Genomic DNA, 18,006 nt, shown 5'->3' with positions numbered 1-18,006 from the left:
GCTAGCTGCTGTTCTTCTCGTCCTCGCGCTCTTCCTTATAGCGCGCCTCGAACTCATGCAGGCGCGCGTCGATCGTCGCAAGGTCGTAGTAGCCGACCGATTTGATATCGCGCGCTTCCTTCAACTGCCGGATCGCCGACGGCCACGCCCCTTCCAGCGCGAACTTCTCCGCGAGCGCGCGATGCTGCGTCAGCGCGTCGCCCGTGCCGACGCTCGCCTGCGCAAGATAACGCCACCAGACGGGCTGCTGAGGATCGGCGCGCGTCTCGCGCTGCGCCTGCGTTTGCGCCTCGCCGAAACGACGCGCGGTGAGGAGGGTCTGCAGACGCATCTCGATGGCCGCGTGCGATTGCGGCCAGCGCTTTTGCGCGATGTCCGCGAGACGCACGGCTTCGTCGTTGCGTCCGGCGCGCCGGGCGATATCGACGGCGAGCACGTCGAGGCTCGGCGAACTGCGCGCCGGATCGCCCTCGGCGCGCGCGTTGGCATCGAACGCGGCGCGCGCGGTCGCCAGCGACGCCGAAGCGTCGTCGTATCGCTCGAGCAGCATCTGCGCGTACGCGATGCCGTACCAGTTGCCCGCCACGTTCAGTGCGGTACGGTCTTCGATTTCGGATCGCATCCGCGAAAGGTCGTCTGCGTATTCGCTGCGCGAGCGGTCCTGCAGCACGCGCGCCCGCGCGCGTACGAACGCGTATTCCGACGACTGGCGCGGCTGCCGGTACGGCGAGCGGCGCGCGCGGTCGGACATGTCGGCGATACGCTCGCCCGTCAGCGGGTGCGTGCGCGCGTAGGCGGGCGCGCCGGCGTCGCTCATCGACGCGCGATCGAGCCGCTCGAAGAACGACACCATCCCGTACGGGTCATAGCCCGCGCCCGCAAGCATCTGGAAGCCGACACGGTCTGCTTCATGTTCGGCGGCGCGCGAGAAGCGCAACTGGTTGTCGACGGCATAGGCTTGCCCGCCTATCGCGATCGCGCTGCCCAGGTCGCCGCTGTGCGCGAGGACGCCCGCCAGCACGCCGAGCAGCAGGCCCGCGAGCGCCGCGTAGCCGCTGTGCTCGCCCGCCGTGATCATCCGCGCGATGTGCCGTTGCAGCACGTGACCCATTTCGTGGCCGACGACGGACGCGAGCTCCGATTCCGTCTGCGTCGCGACGATCAAGCCCGTGTTCACGCCGATGAAGCCTCCCGGCAGCGAGAAGGCGTTGATCTGCGCGTCGCGCATCGCGAACAGATCGAAATCCGGACGATAGCCGCCGATGAACTGCGCGCTCGCAGCCGCGGCGAGCTTTTCGGAGATCGAATTCAGATAGTCGCGCACGAGCCAGTCGTCGATATAGTCCGGATCGGCGCGGACTTCGCGCATCACGCGCTCGCCGAGCTTGCGTTCGGCTTGCGGCGTGAGCGAGCCGCCCGAGCCGTCGCCGAGATCGGGTAATGGTTGAGTCGACATGGGTGCACGCAGGCTCGCGTTGCCGCCGGGGTTGCCCGAGAAGCGCGACTGCGCGCCGCCGTAGAGGCCGAACACGCCTTGCGCGATGTCGGGCGGCAGGGCCGCCGCGCCGTACGTGTCGAGCGGCCCGGTGACGAGCGGCAGATCCGACAGGTTCGACGGCTGCGCGATGATCGCGGGCGGGACGGCGAGCGTGACGGACAACAATGCAGCGAGAAACCGTTTCAGACGCATTGCGGACGATGGGCGAAATCGAAAGCGGCGTAAGGTGCCGGAAGGAATGGCCTTGGTTCGGATTGTACCGGCTGCGGTGAGCGCGTCGGCTTCCTTGTCGGTGCAGGGATGACGGGTTGCGCACAGTCAGGCATCCGCACGCTTTGTGCGTTATCGTGATTCTTCGCCGCCCTGCTCCCGACTGCCGCGCGGCGCTTGCGCTGCTATGATAGGCGCCCTCTGAAGGAGCCAACCATGCCCGAACTCACTCATTTCGACGCAGCCGGCCAGGCGCATATGGTCGACGTCGGCAGTAAAGCGGAGACGAAACGGATTGCCGTTGCGCGCGGCACGATCCGTATGCTGCCCGCCACGTTCGATCTGATCCGCAAAGGCGAGGCGAAGAAAGGCGACGTGATCGGCATCGCGCGCATCGCCGCGATCCAGGGCGCGAAGCGCACCGCCGATCTGATTCCCCTGTGTCATCCGCTGGCGCTCACCCGCGTCGCAGTCGATTTCGAGCTCGACGAGTCGGGTCCTGCCGTGCATTGCCGGGTGCAGGTCGAGACGCTCGGCAGAACGGGGGTCGAAATGGAAGCACTGACGGCCGTGCAGGTCGGGCTGCTGACGGTCTATGACATGTGTAAAGCCGTCGATCGCGGGATGACCATCACCGATGTGAAGGTGATGGAGAAGCACGGCGGGAAGTCGGGGGATTGGGTGGCGGAGTGAGGTTTCACAGCGCGCTTGCGTAGCGTGCCTCCTGAGTCTTTTCCACTCTCGCAGAAGCAGCGGCGCGTTCAACGCGCCGCTCTCGTATCTGACGGCCGACGACGCATCAATCCTCGTCGTCGCCTTCCTCGTCATCGTTGTTGATGTCCTTCGGCGGCGTGCCGTACTTCTTCATCAGTTCCGCCTTGAACGCCCCCAGCGTCTTCTGCTGATCGCACAAATCGTACAGATACGCGAGCTGCGAAGGCCAGTCGTGCAGTTCCTCGGCGAAGATCTTCAGACGGTCGACGGTATCGAACGCGCCGTTGGTGTCGCCGCTCAACGCCTGCAACACCGCATAACGGCGCAGCACCGTTTCGCCCGGCAACAGCGCCATCGCCTGGCGATGCATCGCGAGCTTGTGCGGCAGATCCTGCGAGTTCATCGGCAGGAGCGTCGCCATCCCATACTCGCCCCACGCGCCGAACAGGAACGACGGATCTTCACGATACTGATCGAACGGACGCGAGCCGTAGTACAGCACTTCGGAGCGCGCATAGTCGCGATAGATCGGATACAGCGCAGCCAGTCCGCCGAACACGATCACGAGGAACGCGCCGAACGACATACCGCCCGGAATCAGCCGCAACGGCTTCGTGTCGAGCAGGCCGATCACGAACATCGCCGGCAGCAGGAAGAACATGTACTGCTGCGGATACTCGACGAGCGCATGCATCACCAGCACGCCGATCAGCGCGAGACCGAACACACGCGCGGCCGTATGCGGCGCGCGCACCACACGCACGAACCACGCGGCGAGACCGAGCAGCACGATACCCAGTCCGATCAGCCCCGTCTTCGCGAGCAGATCGATAAAGATGTCGTGCGAGTTGTTGGCAATCTCGACGCCACCCAGCGCTTTTGCGAGATCGAACTGATAGCGCGGAAATTCGCCCCAACCGACGCCCAGCAACGGATGCGTGCGGAACATCGTCCAGCCGTACTTCCACAGCGCGAGACGCGGCGCGATCTGGCTCGAGTCCTTCATGCGCTCCGCGGCCGACTGGGCCAGACCCAGGTCGTAATGCACATTCGCCCAGCGGACCGCCGCATTCACCGCGAAGAACAGCACGGCGAGCACGACGGGAATCAGCCACTCACGATTACTGCGGCGGAACGACGGATTGCGGCGCTGCTCGGCAAACGCCATCCAGAACCCCGCGACCACGATCACGCCCATCTGCAGCCAGGGTCCGCGCGACACGGTCAACGCCAGGCCACCTGAAAAAATGGCCGATACGAGCAGCCAGATGAACACGTTGATACGCCGCGTCTGCACGAGGTACATCGCGCCCGCCGTCGCGAACGCGATGTAGGTCGCGAGGTGATTGGCCTGCGCCATGTTGCCGAACGGCCGGCGCTCGGTCAGCACACTGTAGGCGACCACGAGCGGCGTCACCTTCACCTCGAGGTGGAACAGCTGGATCGTCTGGCAAAACACGGCAAAGAGGCCGCCCACGACCAGCGCGAACGCCGCAACCGTGAAGGCGTTTTCCGTCAGATTCGCCCTGCTGAAACCGAAGCCCGCGTGCGTGGCCATGAACGCGGCGAGCAGGAAGCCCGCGCCGAGCCAGTTCATCGACGGTTGCGCGACGGGCAGCACCAGCGACTGCGCGACCAGCACGAGCCCGAACCCCAGCGGCACCAGCGCGACGACGGGCGACGCGAATGGGACGCGCGGCCGTGCCGTCGACACCAGAAACGCGATGCCCGCGCCCAATAGCAGATAGAGCGACAGCGCCGTAAACTCGGCGTAAAAGGTCGGAATCGGATACGTGTGGTTGACGACTGCATACGGCAGGATCAACGCACACGCCAATAAGAACAGTGAAAGATAGCGTGCGAAGGGGTTGGGCATGAGTAACCGGGGACGTCAGCAACCGGCGCACTATACAAAAAAATCCTTACGCTGTGCGTCGGCTCGGCGGAAATAACCCGGAATCCGGCCGCGGCATGGAAACTTTTGCCGCGGCATTTGATGCAGGTTCGGTTTATACCGGCTCATGCCGGACTCATGCCCACTTGCGTCGCGACTCTTCCGCGTCCGCTCAGCTGCGGCACTCGGGCGGGGCGAGATTCGACGGCAGCGTCGGCGCATCGGCGGGCAACGGGCCGGCGCCCGGGGCCGGCAGCGACGAGGCCGCCTTGCCGCCCGCGAAGCATTCCCACGTGATGGTCCCCTTCTGCGCCGCGCCCTTCGTCAGCGCCACACGGGCGGTGGGCGCGTCGGCGCTGTCGGGCGCGGACGGCACGAACACGATCGTATTCGCGCCTTCGTCCGATACGCGCGTCGTGAACGCGACGGTAATCTGGCCCGTGTCGTCGTCGATATGGATCGACTGCACGTTGCGCGTGGCGGGTGGCGACGCGTAGCCGCTGCCGAATGCATTGCCGCTGCCGGCGTTCTCGCCGACCGTCAACTGCGCCGCTGACGCCAGCGACAACCCCTCGCCGACGCGGCTGCGCGCGAGATAGTCCTGATACGCAGGGATCGCATACGCGGCGATCACGCCGACGATGGCCAGCACGATCATCAGTTCGATCAGCGTGAAGCCCCACCAACGCCTGATGCGAGCAAGCGGGGCACGCCATGGGCGCGGCGAGCGGGCGCGCAGCCAGGGCGCATGAAGCGTGGACAACGAAGCAACGGCAACGATAGCGGTCATCAGCAGACTCCTCAAAACGAAAGCGCCTGCCCCGGGAATCAGGACAGGCGCTTCGATCGTAGCGAGCCGCGAATCGCGCCGGCAGTCGGCCGAATGGCTAATGGTGCGCGGTCGGATGGATCGGTAGAGTGAGTGCGGTCAATGCGTGCCCGGCGGGGTGTGGCCGGCAATGCGGTGGGCGTTGCGTCGCTTCAACGCATAGCCGAGGAGCACGACGAACAGCGCGCACGCGATGCTCATGCCGTACTCGGCAACCGGCGTATCGAGCACCGGCCAACGGTCGCCCGCCGGGTCGTTGATGATGAGGCCGCCCGCGATCCAGCCGAGCAGCGCGCCGCCCAGCGTAATGACCACGGGGTAACGGTCCAGCAGCTTTAGCACGAGCTGGCTGCCCCAGACGATCAGCGGAATGCTGACGATCAGCCCGAACACGACGAGGGCAATGCGGTGATGCGGTTCGGCAGCCTCGGCAGCGCCCGCGATCGCGATCACGTTGTCGAGGCTCATGACGGCGTCGGCCACGATGATCGTCTTGATGGCTGTGATCAGCTTGTCGGCGGGTTTGACATTCGCGTGCGCGTCGGGCGCGGGCGCGAGCAGGCGCACGCCGATCCACAGCAGCAGCAGGCCGCCTGCGAACTTGAGCAGCGGCACATCGAGCAGCGCGACGGCAAATGCGATCAACGCCACGCGCAGCAGAATCGCGCCCAACGTCCCCCACAGCACGCCCTTGGTGCGCTGCGCGGGCGGCAGGTTGCGGCAGGCGAGCGCGATCACGACGGCGTTGTCGCCACCCAGCAGGATGTCGATGACGATGATCTGGAAGACGGCGCCCCAATGGAGCGTGGTGAGGAATTCGAGCATGGAAAGCAGGATAGAAGGTAGCGAAAGCAAACGGCAACAAAAAAGCGAGGCAGCAATTGCTCGCTCCCTCGCTTATCGTCGCGTCTTACGAAAGGACTTCGTAAGAGTATCAAAAAACGCCGGCAATGACCGGCGTTTCTTGAGCTTATCGCAACACGTCTTACAGCATCGCCTTCAGAAGACGCGCCATTTCCGACGGGTTCTTCGTGACCTTGATACCGCATGCGTCCATGATTTCCAGCTTCGCGTCGGCCGTATCCGCACCGCCCGAGATCAGCGCGCCGGCGTGGCCCATGCGCTTGCCCGGAGGCGCCGTGACGCCAGCGATGAAGCCAACCACCGGCTTCTTCATGTTGTCCTTGATCCAGTAAGCCGCGTTCGCTTCGTCCGGGCCACCGATCTCACCGATCATGATGACGGCGTCCGTATCCGGATCGTCGTTGAACATCTTCATGACGTCGATGTGCTTCAGACCGTTGATCGGGTCGCCGCCGATACCGACTGCCGACGACTGGCCGAGGCCGATCGCGGTCAGCTGGCCAACTGCTTCATACGTCAGCGTGCCCGAACGCGACACGACGCCGATACGGCCCTTGCGGTGGATGTGACCCGGCATGATGCCGATCTTCAGCTCGTCCGGCGTAATCGTGCCCGGGCAGTTCGGTCCGAGGAGCAGCGTCTTGCGACCTTCGCGGCGCATACGGTCCTTGACTTCGATCATGTCGCGAACGGGGATGCCTTCCGTGATGCAGATCGCGAGATCGAGATCGGCTTCGACGGCTTCCCAGATGGCAGCAGCGGCGCCTGCGGGCGGCACGTAGATGACCGAAACGGTCGCGCCCGTTTCTTCCTTGGCTTCCTTCACGCTAGCGTAGATAGGAATGCCTTCGAAGTCTTCGCCAGCCTTCTTCGGGTTCACGCCCGCGACGAATGCTTCGCGGCCGTTTGCATATTCACGGCATGCGCGCGTGTGGAACTGACCGGTCTTGCCGGTGATGCCCTGCGTGATGACCTTGGTGTCTTTGTTGATCAGAATCGACATGTATTGACCTCTGTTCGTTTGGTGGCGTGCTCAATGGCGTTGCGCGCAGCAAATACGCTTTGCCCGCGCCGCTCGCACGCCGCCATTCGTAATCCGGTGATAAGCGCCGGGGCGATCAGGCCTTGCCTGCGGCAGCCGCGACGACCTTCTGCGCAGCTTCTTCCATGCTGTCTGCCGAGATGATCGGCAGGCCGGAATCGGCCAGCATCTTCTTGCCGAGGTCTTCGTTCGTGCCCTTCATGCGCACGACGAGCGGCACTTGCAGATCGACCGCCTTCGAAGCCGCGATCACGCCTTCCGCGATCACGTCGCAACGCATGATGCCGCCGAAGATGTTGACGAGAATCGCCGTCAGGTTCGGGTTCTTCAGCATCAGCTTGAATGCTTCCGTGACCTTCTCGGTCGTAGCTCCTCCGCCGACGTCGAGGAAGTTGGCCGGCTCGCCGCCGAACAGCTTGATCGTGTCCATCGTCGCCATTGCCAGACCAGCGCCGTTCACCAGGCAGCCGATGTTGCCGTCGAGCGAGATGTACGCGAGGTCGAACTTCGACGCTTCGACTTCAGCCGGATCTTCTTCGTCCAGGTCGCGGTAAGCGACGATTTCCGGATGACGGAACAGTGCGTTCGAATCGAAGTTGAACTTGGCGTCCAGTGCGATCACCTTGCCGTCGCCCGTCAGGATCAGCGGGTTGATTTCGGCCAGCGATGCGTCCGTTTCCCAGAATGCCTTGTACAGGCCTTGCAGGATCGCGCGTGCTTGCGGCAGCGAAGCAGCGGGAACGCCGATCTTCGTTGCCAGATCGTCCGCTTCAGCGTCCTTCAGACCGGTCGACGGGTCGACAGCGATCTTGTGGATCAGCTCAGGCGTCTTTTCCGCAACTTCTTCGACGTCCATGCCGCCTTCGCTCGACGCCATCACGACGATCTTTTGCGAAACGCGATCGATGACGAGACCGACATACAGTTCCTTCTTGATGTCAGCGCCTTCTTCGATCAGCAGGCGATTCACCTTCTGGCCTTCCGGGCCCGTCTGGTGCGTGACGAGTTGCATGCCGAGGATCTGGTTCGAGTACTCGCGAACCTGATCCAGCGACTTCGCGACCTTCACGCCGCCACCCTTGCCACGGCCACCCGCGTGGATCTGAGCCTTGACGACCCACACCGGGCCGCCGAGCTCTTCCGCGGCCTTGACCGCATCATCCACCGAGAAGACCGGCTTGCCGCGCGGTACCGCGACTCCGAATTTCCGCAGGATTTCCTTACCCTGGTACTCGTGAATCTTCATGCGTGATTCCCTTCAGTCTGAGAGTTGGATTGAACTTCGCTTCCGGCTGGACCGCTTACTCCGGACGCGCCGCCTTCACGGCCTGTCCGTCGGGTGCGGCATCCGCGCGATCCGCTGAACGCGGCGCGTGGCCGTACCAGCGCGGATAAAACTGTCGCACCGCCTCGCCATCGAACCGCAGCGCGTGGCAGCGGCCCAGCTGGAATGGCGGTTTGTCGTTTGGTTGCTCGCTTGCGTGTTGGGTTGCTTGCTCGCTCGAAGCGTTATCTTTGGCGTCTTGTCCGATGCTGCCGTGCGTGCCGTTGGTCGAAGCGTCTGCTGATCCATTGGGCGAACTCGCGGGCCCCTCGCTTCCCGGCCTGCCTTTATCCGTGTTCCACACGTCGCCTGCGAACGCCTGGATGGCGGCAGTGGGCAGAATTGCGCACAACTCGGTGAGATGCGTGCAGCCAGCCGTGCCGGCCAGCAAACGGGCAGCATCGCGACGGAAGTTATGGAAGAGATTGAGCCCGATGAGGGCACGATAGGCGGGATTGGAGGCTTCACACAGACCGGGATACGGAACCCAGTCGGACGACGCTTCAGCGTCGACGACATTGAGCTTGCGATCGATCGTGATGCGGAGCCAGAGTTCATGGATCGGCGAGCCGTTCGGCCGGACACCCGACGCAAGCGTCACGTCACGTGGCTTTTCGTCGGTGAGGCATGCCTCGATATCCCACAGGCCATCTTCACGCTCAAATGCCTCCGCTCGGATTGCGCGGCGATGGCGCAACTGTCGGGACACTGGTGGAGAAAGCGGCATGCGAGAACAAAGGCCGGATTGAAGAACCCCTGAATTTTAGCATACTGGGTATTTGAGACTGGCCGAAGCCCGCAGAGGCTTGACGGGGGCGGGTTTGAGCCGCCTTGGGGATGGCGTTTCGGCGAGGTGTTTCGTGCAGTGCGTCATTTCGGTATGCACTGCGTGCCGCATTATTCCGACGGCCAGTCTTCGTCGATTCCCTTCAGAATCTTCCCGATGATTCCCTGAGAAAAACCCCGCGTTGCAAGAAAGCGCGCCTGCTTGGCACGTTCGCCAGGCGTTTCAGGCAACGTGCCGAACTTCTTGCGCCAGACGGCCTGCGCCCGCGCCAGTTCGGTTTCGCGCAACTGCGCGCTGACTTCTTCGACCAGTTCCTGTCCGACCGAATGACGCTTGAGCTCATTGACGATGCGGCCCGCCCCCATGCGCGACGCGCGCCGGTTAAGCAGGCTTTCGGCGAAACGGGAATTCGACAACCAGCCTTCGCTTTCGAGCGAATCCAGCAATGCGTCGATTGATTCGCCCTCTTCCGCGTACGGCGAGAGTTTGCGCGACAACTCAGCGCGACTGTATTCGCGGCGCGAAAGATAGCCGAGCGCGCGGCCTTTGAGAGAGCGTGTTGGACGTTGTGAAGCGCGGCTCGCTGTATCAGCGGGTTTGCCTTCGCCTGGCTGGCGACGCGAGCGCGTATAGGTGACTTCCTCGGCGACTTCTTCGCTGCCGGCATTCGCATTCGGGCGGTCACGCGAAGCGGCACCCAGGCCGGCGGCACGATCATGCGCATCGAACGATTCGAATGGATCGAAGCTGTCGGATGACGAGTCGCTTGAAAACGATGCTGCGGTAGAAACAGACGAGCTTGAAGACACGCGTGACGACGATTCGAATGCATCGTCGTCACGCGGGCCGCCCGCGCTGCGTCCTGCGCCCGGAGTCGAGGAAGCGGAGCGGCCCTTGCGTATCACGCGACGATTACTCCTCTTCGCCTACTTCCTCGTCGGCACTGACGGCGGCGCCCGCCGGCATCGCATTCACGCCCAGCGACTCACGGATACGGTTTTCGATTTCGCGTGCAATGTCCGGATTCTCGCGCAGGAATTCACGCGCGTTGTCCTTGCCCTGACCAATGCGCTCGCCGCTGTAACTGTACCAGGCGCCCGCCTTGTCGACGATCTTTGCCTGCACGCCGAGATCGATGATTTCGCCCTGACGCGAGATACCTTCGCCGTAGAGAATGTCGAAGATCGCTTCGCGGAACGGCGGCGACACCTTGTTCTTCACGACCTTCACGCGGGTTTCGTTGCCGATCACTTCGTCGTTCTTCTTGATCGAGCCAATACGGCGAATGTCCAGACGCACCGATGCGTAGAACTTCAGCGCGTTACCACCCGTGGTGGTTTCCGGGTTGCCGAACATCACGCCGATCTTCATGCGGATCTGGTTGATGAAGATCACGAGGCAGTTCGTGCGCTTGATCGTGCCCGTCAGCTTGCGCAGCGCCTGCGACATCAGACGCGCCTGCAGACCCGGCAGCGAATCGCCCATTTCGCCTTCAATTTCGGCCTTCGGCACCAGCGCCGCCACCGAGTCGATCACGATCATGTCGATCGAACCCGAACGCACCAGCGCGTCCGCGATTTCGAGTGCCTGTTCGCCCGTGTCCGGCTGCGAGACCAGCAGGTCGCTGACGTTCACGCCGAGCTTTTGCGCGTACTGAATATCAAGCGCGTGTTCCGCGTCGATGAACGCCGCCGTGCCGCCGATCTTCTGCATTTCGGCGATGACCTGCAGCGTCAGCGTGGTTTTACCCGACGATTCCGGCCCGTAGATTTCCACCACACGGCCACGCGGCAGACCGCCAACGCCCAGCGCGATGTCGAGGCCCAGCGATCCCGTGGAGACCACCTGGATATCTTCGACTGCCTCACCCTGGCCGAGCCGCATGACCGACCCTTTGCCGAACTGCTTTTCGATCTGCGCAAGCGCGGCCGCGAGTGCCTTGCTTTTTTCCGCAGTCAGTCCAGCCGAGCCTTTCTTGCTTTCTTCCATGAATCGTCCTTTGCTATGATGAACGGCGTCTGAGGCAGGTGTGCAGGCCGTTGTGAACCCGGTTCGACCAACCAGCACGCTAAACGCAGACACTGTATAAAAAAACAGTAGTCTTGGCAAGCCCGATTCGCATGCGGACGTCCACATGTGCAATCGGACAACACCGACTACCGACAAAAATTTTTCGGAGACGCTGTGCGCCGGAGCGCCCCGGTGCCGGCCGGGCAGGGCGCATCATGCGAATTCTCATTGCCGAAGACGACAGCATACTCGCGGACGGTCTCGTCCGATCACTCCGCCAATCGGCATACGCCGTTGACCATGTGAAGACGGGAGCCGAAGCGGATACCGCGCTGTCGATGCAGACTTTCGACCTCGTCATCCTCGATCTGGGCCTGCCGAAAATGTCCGGCCTCGAAGTGCTGCGGCGTTTGCGCGCGCGCAATTCGAACGTACCCGTGCTGATCCTGACGGCAGCCGACAGCGTCGACGAGCGCGTAAAAGGCCTCGATCTGGGCGCCGACGATTACATGGCCAAGCCCTTCGCGCTGAACGAACTCGAAGCGCGCGTGCGTGCGCTCACGCGGCGCGGCGCGGGCGGCGGCCCGACCGTCGTCAGGCACGGCTCGCTGTCGTTCGATCAGGTCGGCCGGATTGCCTATGCCAATGAGCAGGTTATCGATCTGTCCGCGCGTGAGCTAGGATTGCTCGAAGTCCTGTTGCAGCGGATCGGGCGGCTGGTGTCGAAGGAACAGCTGGTCGATCACCTGTGCGAATGGGGCGAAGAGGTCAGCAACAACGCGATCGAGGTCTACGTGCACCGGCTGCGCAAGAAGATCGAACCGAGCGGCGTGCGCATCATCACTGTGCGCGGGCTGGGTTACTGTCTTGAGAAGGCCGCGCCGGCCGCGCAAACGGGAAGTCAGGCTGCGCCCCAGACGCCGGCGCAGCAGTCCGAGCCTTCTGACGCGCCCGCTGCCATGCCCGCAAGCCACTACTTCAAGTAAAGGCGTTCCATGTCCGTCCGCGCACCGCGCGCCACGGCGCACGCGGCGGATCTCGATGAAGTCCGCGACGCGCGCTACGCGAATCCTTTCGCGCCGCCCGATGAAACCGAGGCGGCTGCCGAGGCGCGTCCGCGTTCGCTGTTCGGCGAGATCCTGGACTGGATGCTCGCGCCGTTGCTGCTGCTATGGCCGATGAGCCTGGCCGTCACATATCTGGTCGCGAAGTCGATTGCGAACGGGCCGTTCGATCGCGCGCTCGAAACCGACGCCTATGTGCTCGCGCGGCAGATTCATCCCGTCAACGGCATCGCCGAGCTGACGCTGCCCGATTCGACGCGTGACTTTCTCCGCGCCGACAATATAGATAGCGTGTTCTATCAGGTGCTCGGCACGCGCGGCGAGCTGGTGGCAGGCGACCGCGACATGCCGCTGCCGCGCGAGGAAGACCGGCCGCAGCCGGGCATCGTCGAGTTTCGCGACGACATGGTGCGCGGCAACGACATCCGCGTCGCCTACACGACCGTCGAGTTTCCGCAGACGCCGGGCGCGCAGCCCGTGCTCGTGCAGGTGGCCGAAACGCTCGACAAACGCAGCGCGCTCGCCAACGACATCATCAAGGGCGTGATCCTGCCGCAGTTCGTGATCCTCCCGCTCGCGATCCTGCTCGTCTGGTTCGGCCTGTCGCGCGGTCTTGCGCCGCTGCACGCGCTGCAGGCGCATATCCGCGCGCGGCGCCCCGACGATCTGTCGCCGCTCGAAGCACGCCGCGCGCCGCCGGAAATCGAGCCGCTCGTCACGTCGTTCAACGATCTGCTGACGCGTCTAGAACAGAACATGGAACTGCAAAAGCGCTTCATCGCCGACGCCGCGCATCAGATGAAAACACCGCTCGCGGGCTTGCGCACGCAAGCCGAGCTGGCGCTGCGGCAGGATGCGTCGGCGGAAGTGCATCGCTCGCTCGAACAGATCGCGACGAGTTCGGAGCACGCCGCGCGGCTCGTCACGCAACTGCTCGCGCTCGCGCGCGCGGAGAACCGCATGTCCGGCCAGATCTTCACGCCCGTCGAGATTGGCGACGTTGCCCGCAGCGCCGTGCGCGACTGGGTCCAGCCGGCGCTCGCGAAGCAGATGGACCTCGGCTACGAAGGCCCGGAGACGCCCGAAGAAGCGATTGAAGTGGAAGGCAACCCCGTGATGCTGCGCGAGATGCTGTCGAACCTGATCGACAACGCGATCCGCTACACACCCGCTGGCGGACGGATCACCGTGCGGGTACGGCGCGACGACGCTGCCCACATGGCTCATCTGGAAGTGGAGGACACGGGCATGGGCATTCCGGCTGCCGAGCGCGAACGCGTGGTCGAGCGCTTCTACCGGATTCTCGGGCGTGAAGGCGACGGCAGCGGTCTGGGTCTCGCGATCGTCCGCGAGATCGCGACGGTGCACGGCGGCACGCTCACCATCGAAGACAATGTCTATCAGACGTCGCCACGCCTTGCGGGAACGCTCGTTCGTGTCAGCTTAAACATGCTGGATCGTGCACGGGACTTACCCTAATCCGTCAGTTTTGTCCATTTTAGTCAGCAATCAAATTTCGTCGATTTCGCCGCGATACAGGGTGCAATCGCGGACGTTGTGACATTAAGACCGATTTTCCATCAATTTCGTCGCTCTCAAACAAACCCTTCCCGAGTCAGAACGCCGTAAGTTTCCACTCCAATAATCGCTACACGGACACGCCCGACCAGGCGCGCCGCGACTGATATCAATACTGGAGACGACATATGGCTACCGTAAGCGGGCAAATCTCGCACGCGCCGATGACGAAAGAAGAGAAACGGGTAATCTTCGCGTCATCGTTGGGCACGGTTTTCGAGTGGTACGACTTTTATCTGGCCGGCTCGCTGGCGGCCTTCATCAGCAAGAGCTTTTTCTCTGGCGTCAATCCGACAGCCGCGTTCATCTTCACCCTCCTCGGCTTCGCGGCCGGTTTCGCGGTGCGTCCGTTCGGCGCGCTGGTGTTCGGGCGGCTCGGCGATATGGTCGGGCGCAAGTACACGTTCCTGATCACGATCGTGATCATGGGCCTGTCCACCTGCGTGGTCGGCTTCCTGCCGGGCTATGCAGCGATCGGCATGGCGTCGCCGGTGATCTTCATCGCGATGCGCCTGCTGCAGGGTCTCGCCCTCGGTGGCGAGTACGGCGGCGCCGCGACCTACGTCGCGGAACACGCACCCGCCAACCGTCGCGGCTTCTACACGGCGTGGATCCAGACGACGGCAACGCTCGGCCTGTTCCTGTCGCTGCTCGTGATTCTCGGCGTGCGCACGGCAATGGGCGAAGACGCATTCGGCGCATGGGGCTGGCGCATTCCGTTCGTCGCATCGCTGGTGCTTCTGGGCATCTCGGTGTGGATCCGGATGCAACTGCACGAGTCGCCGGCTTTCGAACGCATCAAGGCTGAAGGCAAGACGTCGAAGGCTCCTCTGTCTGAAGCGTTCGGCCAATGGAAGAATCTGAAGATCGTCATTCTGGCTCTGATCGGCGTGACGGCTGGCCAGGCAGTTGTCTGGTACACAGGCCAGTTCTATGCGCTGTTCTTCCTGACGCAGACGCTGAAGGTCGATGGCGCTAGCGCGAACATCTTGATCGCGATCGCACTGTTGATCGGCACGCCGTTCTTCCTGTTCTTCGGTTCGCTGTCCGACCGGATTGGCCGCAAGCCGATCATCATGGCGGGTTGCCTGATCGCGGCGCTGACGTACTTCCCGCTGTTCAAGGCGCTGACGCACTATGCGAACCCGGCGCTCGAAGCCGCGACGCAGAAGTCGCCCATCGTCGTGATCGCCAATCCGGACGAATGCTCGTTCCAGTTCAACCCGGTCGGCACGTCGAAGTTCACGAGTTCCTGCGATATCGCGAAAGGCGCGCTGTCGAAAGCCGGTCTGAACTACGACAACGTGGCGGCGCCGGCCGGCACGCTGGCACAGATCAAGGTTGGCGACACGACCATCGATACCTATGACGGCAAGGCCGCCGACGCCAAGGACGCGGGCAAGGCGTTCGACAAGAACCTGGGCACCGCCCTGAAGGCGGCCGGCTATCCGCCAAAGGCCGATCCATCGCAGATCAACTGGCCGATGACCGTCGTGATCCTGACCATCCTCGTGATCTACGTGACGATGGTGTATGGGCCAATTGCGGCGATGCTGGTCGAAATGTTCCCAACGAGGATCCGGTACACGTCGATGTCACTGCCGTATCACATAGGCAATGGGTGGTTCGGCGGCTTCCTGCCAGCGACGGCGTTCGCGATCGTCGCGGCGAAGGGCAATATCTACTCGGGGCTGTGGTATCCGATCATCATCGCGCTGGCCACCTTCGTGATCGGTCTGCTTTTCGTGCGGGAGACCAAAGACTCCAATATCTACGCTCAGGATTGAGCGCGGCGTAGGTAACCGGAGTTCTCGCAAAAAGTTGTCGCGCGGGGGTTGACAGCCCCCGCCGGCATCTTCATAATCTCGCTTCTTTCGGCGAATTAGCTCAGTCGGTTAGAGCGACGGAATCATAATCCGCAGGTCCGGGGTTCGAATCCCTGATTCGCCACCAGCTTCAAAAAAAGCCGCTGTTTCTCACGAAACAGCGGCTTTTTCATTTCCAGCTCAGCCAGGAAAATTCGAGGTTCGCGCAAGCGATCCAGTCGAACGTACCCGCCTCACTTATCGACGATCCTCGTCAAATTCCCCCGCACCTTCTGCAGCAACGAAATCAGCTGCTTCGTTTCTTCCTCGGTCAAGCCACTCAGCCCTTCGGCCGCGACCTGATCGCCGACCCGCTTGGCTTCATCGAGCGTCCTTTCCGCCTTCTCCGTTATCCGGATCTGCTTCTCGCGCCGGTCGCGCGGATTGCCTAAGCGCTCGATCCAGCCGCCCTCCTCCATCCGGTCCAGCAACCGGCCGGCGGAAATGGGCGCGACCTCCAGCAAATCCGCGAGCCTCGCCTGGTTGATATCGCCGTAGAACGACAGATAGGCGAGCGCCCGACACTGCGCGCGCGTCAGATCGATCGACAGCCGCGCGAGGTCGTCGAACCGCTTGCCGACCAGCCGGCCGACATCCGAAATGAGAAAGCCGAAGCGCTCGTCGAAATGGGTTTTCATCGCGCGATTATACGAAGACGCGCGCAGCGCCAATTTCTCGAAGCCCACAAAACGCCCGACGCACGACGACTCCGGGAAACTCAGCGTATGCATAAGAAGTATCGGCCGATATACTAAGCATGCTTACTATTTTAAAGACCCCGCCTCATGGCCTCCGATTCGCCGGCAGCAAAACCCGCCGTCGAGCTGAACCGTCCGATGATCACGATCGCGATCATGCTCGCGACGTTGATGCAGACACTCGACAGCACCATCGCCAACGTCGCGCTCCCGCATATGCAGGGCACGCTGTCGGCATCGCAAGATGAAATCACGTGGGTGCTCACGTCGTACATCGTGGCTGCCGCGATCGCGACGCCGCTGACCGGATGGCTGTCCGACCGGCTCAGCGTCAAGCGTCTGCTGATGTTCGCCGTGGGCGGCTTCACGATCGCATCGGCGTTGTGCGGGCTGTCCGAGACGCTGACGCAGATCGTCGCGTCACGGCTGTTGCAGGGCATCTTCGGCGCGTCGCTCGTGCCGCTGTCGCAATCGATCCTGCTCGACATCAATCCGCGCGACAAGCAGGGCCAGGCGATGGCCGTGTGGGGCATGGGCGTGATGGTCGGCCCGATTCTCGGACCGACGCTCGGCGGCTGGCTCACCGACAGCTACAACTGGCGCTGGGTATTCTTCATCAACGTGCCAATCGGCGCGTTCGCGCTATTCGGCATACTGACCTTCCTTCCGACACGCGAACCGAAGCACGACGCGAAGTTCGACGCGTTCGGCTTCGCGACGCTCGGCCTCGCGATCGGCGCGTTGCAGGCGATGCTCGACCGCGGCGAACAGCTCGACTGGTTCGGCTCGCATGAGATCGTGATCGAAGCACTGATCGCGTCGATCAGTTTCGCGTTCTTCATCGCGCATACCGCGACCGTCGGCAAGACGTCGTTCTTCAAGTACGAATTGCTGAAAGACCGCAACTTCGCGACGGGCACGTTTTTCATCTTCATCATCGGCGCGGTGATGTACGCGACGCGCGCGCTGCTCCCGCCGATGCTGCAGAACCTGATGAACTATCCCGTCGCGACGACGGGTCTCGTGACAGCGCCTAGCGGCGCGGGGACGATGATCGCGATGCTGTTCGCGGGACGCCTGCTCAAACATATCGACGCGCGCCTGATGCTGCTTGCGGGCTTCGTCGTATCGGCATTCGCGCTCTGGCAGATGATGCAATACACGATCGTGCTGTCGGAGTCGGATATCGTGTGGCCGGGCGTGATTCAGGGCTTCGGCCTCGGTCTCGTGTTCGTGCCGCTGAGCGCGCTGACCTTCTCGACGCTGACGCCCGTGTTGCGCGCCGACGGCACCGCCACGTATAGCCTGATGCGCAATATCGGCAGCAGTATCGGCATTTCGATCGTGCAGACGATGCTCACGCGCAACACGCAGGTCTCGCATTCGGATCTTGCCGCGAACGTGACGGCGTTCAATCCTGTCGTTGCGCCGATCCTCGCGACGGGTTCGCGCATGGACATGGCCGTGCTCGATGTGTCGATCACCCAGCAGGCCGCGATGATCGCCTATCTCAACGACTTCAAGCTGATGTTCGTCGCGACGCTGGCCGTGATCCCGCTCGTGCTGCTGATACGCCCCTCGCGCAAAGTGCCCGACGAATCGGTCGCGCATGCGGCGATGGATTGAGCC

Annotated in this window: 15 protein-coding genes and 1 tRNA gene; 6 read left to right on the top strand and 10 right to left on the bottom strand. The window is 63.0% G+C overall.

What is annotated here, in order from left to right; all coding sequences use genetic code 11:
- Window position 1 precedes the first annotated feature (1 nt).
- Window positions 2-1,690 (bottom strand): M48 family metalloprotease, encoded by a 1,689-nt coding sequence (locus PPGU16_RS02430; protein WP_180721545.1) that lies wholly within the window; start codon window positions 1,688-1,690, stop codon window positions 2-4.
- Window positions 1,691-1,924: 234 nt separating this feature from the next.
- On the opposite strand from PPGU16_RS02430, the gene moaC reads away from it, so the two are divergent.
- Window positions 1,925-2,401, top strand: coding sequence for a cyclic pyranopterin monophosphate synthase MoaC (gene moaC, locus PPGU16_RS02425; protein ID WP_180721544.1), 477 nt, complete (start codon window positions 1,925-1,927; stop codon window positions 2,399-2,401).
- A 106-nt stretch (window positions 2,402-2,507) separates the two neighbouring features.
- On the opposite strand, the gene PPGU16_RS02420 is transcribed toward moaC, so the two are convergent.
- From PPGU16_RS02420 to recA, 8 genes are all read right to left on the bottom strand, one after another.
- Window positions 2,508-4,298, bottom strand: coding sequence for a PglL family O-oligosaccharyltransferase (locus PPGU16_RS02420; RefSeq protein WP_180721543.1), 1,791 nt, complete (start codon window positions 4,296-4,298; stop codon window positions 2,508-2,510).
- A gap of 190 nt (window positions 4,299-4,488) precedes the next feature.
- Window positions 4,489-5,106 carry a pilin gene (locus tag PPGU16_RS02415; protein WP_180721542.1) on the bottom strand — a complete coding sequence of 206 codons (618 nt, stop codon included), beginning with the start codon at window positions 5,104-5,106 and terminating at the stop codon, window positions 4,489-4,491.
- A gap of 138 nt (window positions 5,107-5,244) precedes the next feature.
- Entirely contained in the window at window positions 5,245-5,970 is a 726-nt protein-coding gene (locus PPGU16_RS02410) for a TerC family protein (protein WP_180721541.1), read from the bottom strand.
- A 160-nt stretch (window positions 5,971-6,130) separates the two neighbouring features.
- A complete protein-coding gene (gene sucD / locus PPGU16_RS02405) occupies window positions 6,131-7,012 on the bottom strand; it encodes a succinate--CoA ligase subunit alpha (RefSeq protein WP_054929773.1) in 882 nt (293 codons plus the stop codon).
- A gap of 115 nt (window positions 7,013-7,127) precedes the next feature.
- Window positions 7,128-8,297, bottom strand: a complete 1,170-nt coding sequence (gene sucC / locus PPGU16_RS02400) for an ADP-forming succinate--CoA ligase subunit beta (RefSeq protein WP_035986466.1) — start codon at window positions 8,295-8,297, stop codon at window positions 7,128-7,130.
- 55 nt (window positions 8,298-8,352) lie between these two features.
- Window positions 8,353-9,102 carry a DUF2889 domain-containing protein gene (locus PPGU16_RS02395; RefSeq protein WP_180721540.1) on the bottom strand — a complete coding sequence of 250 codons (750 nt, stop codon included), beginning with the start codon at window positions 9,100-9,102 and terminating at the stop codon, window positions 8,353-8,355.
- A gap of 170 nt (window positions 9,103-9,272) precedes the next feature.
- Complete coding sequence (recX, locus tag PPGU16_RS02390) at window positions 9,273-10,067, bottom strand: recombination regulator RecX (protein WP_180721539.1); 795 nt, start codon at window positions 10,065-10,067, stop codon at window positions 9,273-9,275.
- Between the two features lie 7 nt (window positions 10,068-10,074).
- Window positions 10,075-11,151: a recombinase RecA gene (gene recA / locus PPGU16_RS02385; RefSeq protein WP_054929770.1), complete on the bottom strand. Its 1,077-nt coding sequence runs from the start codon at window positions 11,149-11,151 to the stop codon at window positions 10,075-10,077.
- A 236-nt stretch (window positions 11,152-11,387) separates the two neighbouring features.
- Here recA and PPGU16_RS02380 point away from each other — a divergent pair, with 236 nt between their 5' ends.
- From PPGU16_RS02380 to PPGU16_RS02365, 4 genes are all read left to right on the top strand, one after another.
- Window positions 11,388-12,158, top strand: a complete 771-nt coding sequence (locus tag PPGU16_RS02380) for a response regulator transcription factor (protein WP_180721538.1) — start codon at window positions 11,388-11,390, stop codon at window positions 12,156-12,158.
- Window positions 12,159-12,167: 9 nt separating this feature from the next.
- Window positions 12,168-13,715, top strand: a complete 1,548-nt coding sequence (locus PPGU16_RS02375; RefSeq protein WP_180721537.1) for a sensor histidine kinase — start codon at window positions 12,168-12,170, stop codon at window positions 13,713-13,715.
- A gap of 227 nt (window positions 13,716-13,942) precedes the next feature.
- Window positions 13,943-15,601, top strand: coding sequence for an MFS transporter (locus PPGU16_RS02370; RefSeq protein WP_180721536.1), 1,659 nt, complete (start codon window positions 13,943-13,945; stop codon window positions 15,599-15,601).
- Window positions 15,602-15,690: 89 nt separating this feature from the next.
- A tRNA-Met gene (locus tag PPGU16_RS02365) sits at window positions 15,691-15,767 on the top strand.
- 106 nt (window positions 15,768-15,873) lie between these two features.
- Here the strand turns inward: PPGU16_RS02365 and PPGU16_RS02360 are convergent.
- Window positions 15,874-16,317 (bottom strand): MarR family winged helix-turn-helix transcriptional regulator, encoded by a 444-nt coding sequence (locus tag PPGU16_RS02360; protein WP_180722526.1) that lies wholly within the window; start codon window positions 16,315-16,317, stop codon window positions 15,874-15,876.
- Window positions 16,318-16,464: 147 nt separating this feature from the next.
- Between PPGU16_RS02360 and PPGU16_RS02355 the strand changes: the two genes are divergently transcribed.
- Window positions 16,465-18,003 (top strand): DHA2 family efflux MFS transporter permease subunit, encoded by a 1,539-nt coding sequence (locus tag PPGU16_RS02355; RefSeq protein ID WP_180721535.1) that lies wholly within the window; start codon window positions 16,465-16,467, stop codon window positions 18,001-18,003.
- Window positions 18,004-18,006 lie beyond the last annotated feature (3 nt).

The organism is Paraburkholderia largidicola (assembly GCF_013426895.1).
GTDB classification, from domain to species: Bacteria; Pseudomonadota; Gammaproteobacteria; order Burkholderiales; family Burkholderiaceae; genus Paraburkholderia; species Paraburkholderia largidicola.
The sequence above is the reverse complement of the archived record's forward strand: the minus strand, read 5'-3'. Positions and strand labels throughout refer to the sequence as shown.

Coding starts and splice junctions, on each gene's coding strand:
- moaC (WP_180721544.1), top strand. CDS start 1,925: ATGCCCGAACTCACTCATTTCGACGCAGCCGGCCAGGCGCATATGGTC.
- PPGU16_RS02415 (WP_180721542.1), bottom strand. CDS start 5,106: ATGACCGCTATCGTTGCCGTTGCTTCGTTGTCCACGCTTCATGCGCCC.
- PPGU16_RS02375 (WP_180721537.1), top strand. CDS start 12,168: ATGTCCGTCCGCGCACCGCGCGCCACGGCGCACGCGGCGGATCTCGAT.
- PPGU16_RS02380 (WP_180721538.1), top strand. CDS start 11,388: ATGCGAATTCTCATTGCCGAAGACGACAGCATACTCGCGGACGGTCTC.
- PPGU16_RS02420 (WP_180721543.1), bottom strand. CDS start 4,298: ATGCCCAACCCCTTCGCACGCTATCTTTCACTGTTCTTATTGGCGTGT.
- PPGU16_RS02430 (WP_180721545.1), bottom strand. CDS start 1,690: ATGCGTCTGAAACGGTTTCTCGCTGCATTGTTGTCCGTCACGCTCGCC.
- PPGU16_RS02410 (WP_180721541.1), bottom strand. CDS start 5,970: ATGCTCGAATTCCTCACCACGCTCCATTGGGGCGCCGTCTTCCAGATC.
- PPGU16_RS02370 (WP_180721536.1), top strand. CDS start 13,943: ATGGCTACCGTAAGCGGGCAAATCTCGCACGCGCCGATGACGAAAGAA.
- recA (WP_054929770.1), bottom strand. CDS start 11,151: ATGGAAGAAAGCAAGAAAGGCTCGGCTGGACTGACTGCGGAAAAAAGC.
- PPGU16_RS02360 (WP_180722526.1), bottom strand. CDS start 16,317: ATGAAAACCCATTTCGACGAGCGCTTCGGCTTTCTCATTTCGGATGTC.
- PPGU16_RS02355 (WP_180721535.1), top strand. CDS start 16,465: ATGGCCTCCGATTCGCCGGCAGCAAAACCCGCCGTCGAGCTGAACCGT.
- sucD (WP_054929773.1), bottom strand. CDS start 7,012: ATGTCGATTCTGATCAACAAAGACACCAAGGTCATCACGCAGGGCATC.
- PPGU16_RS02395 (WP_180721540.1), bottom strand. CDS start 9,102: ATGCCGCTTTCTCCACCAGTGTCCCGACAGTTGCGCCATCGCCGCGCA.
- sucC (WP_035986466.1), bottom strand. CDS start 8,297: ATGAAGATTCACGAGTACCAGGGTAAGGAAATCCTGCGGAAATTCGGA.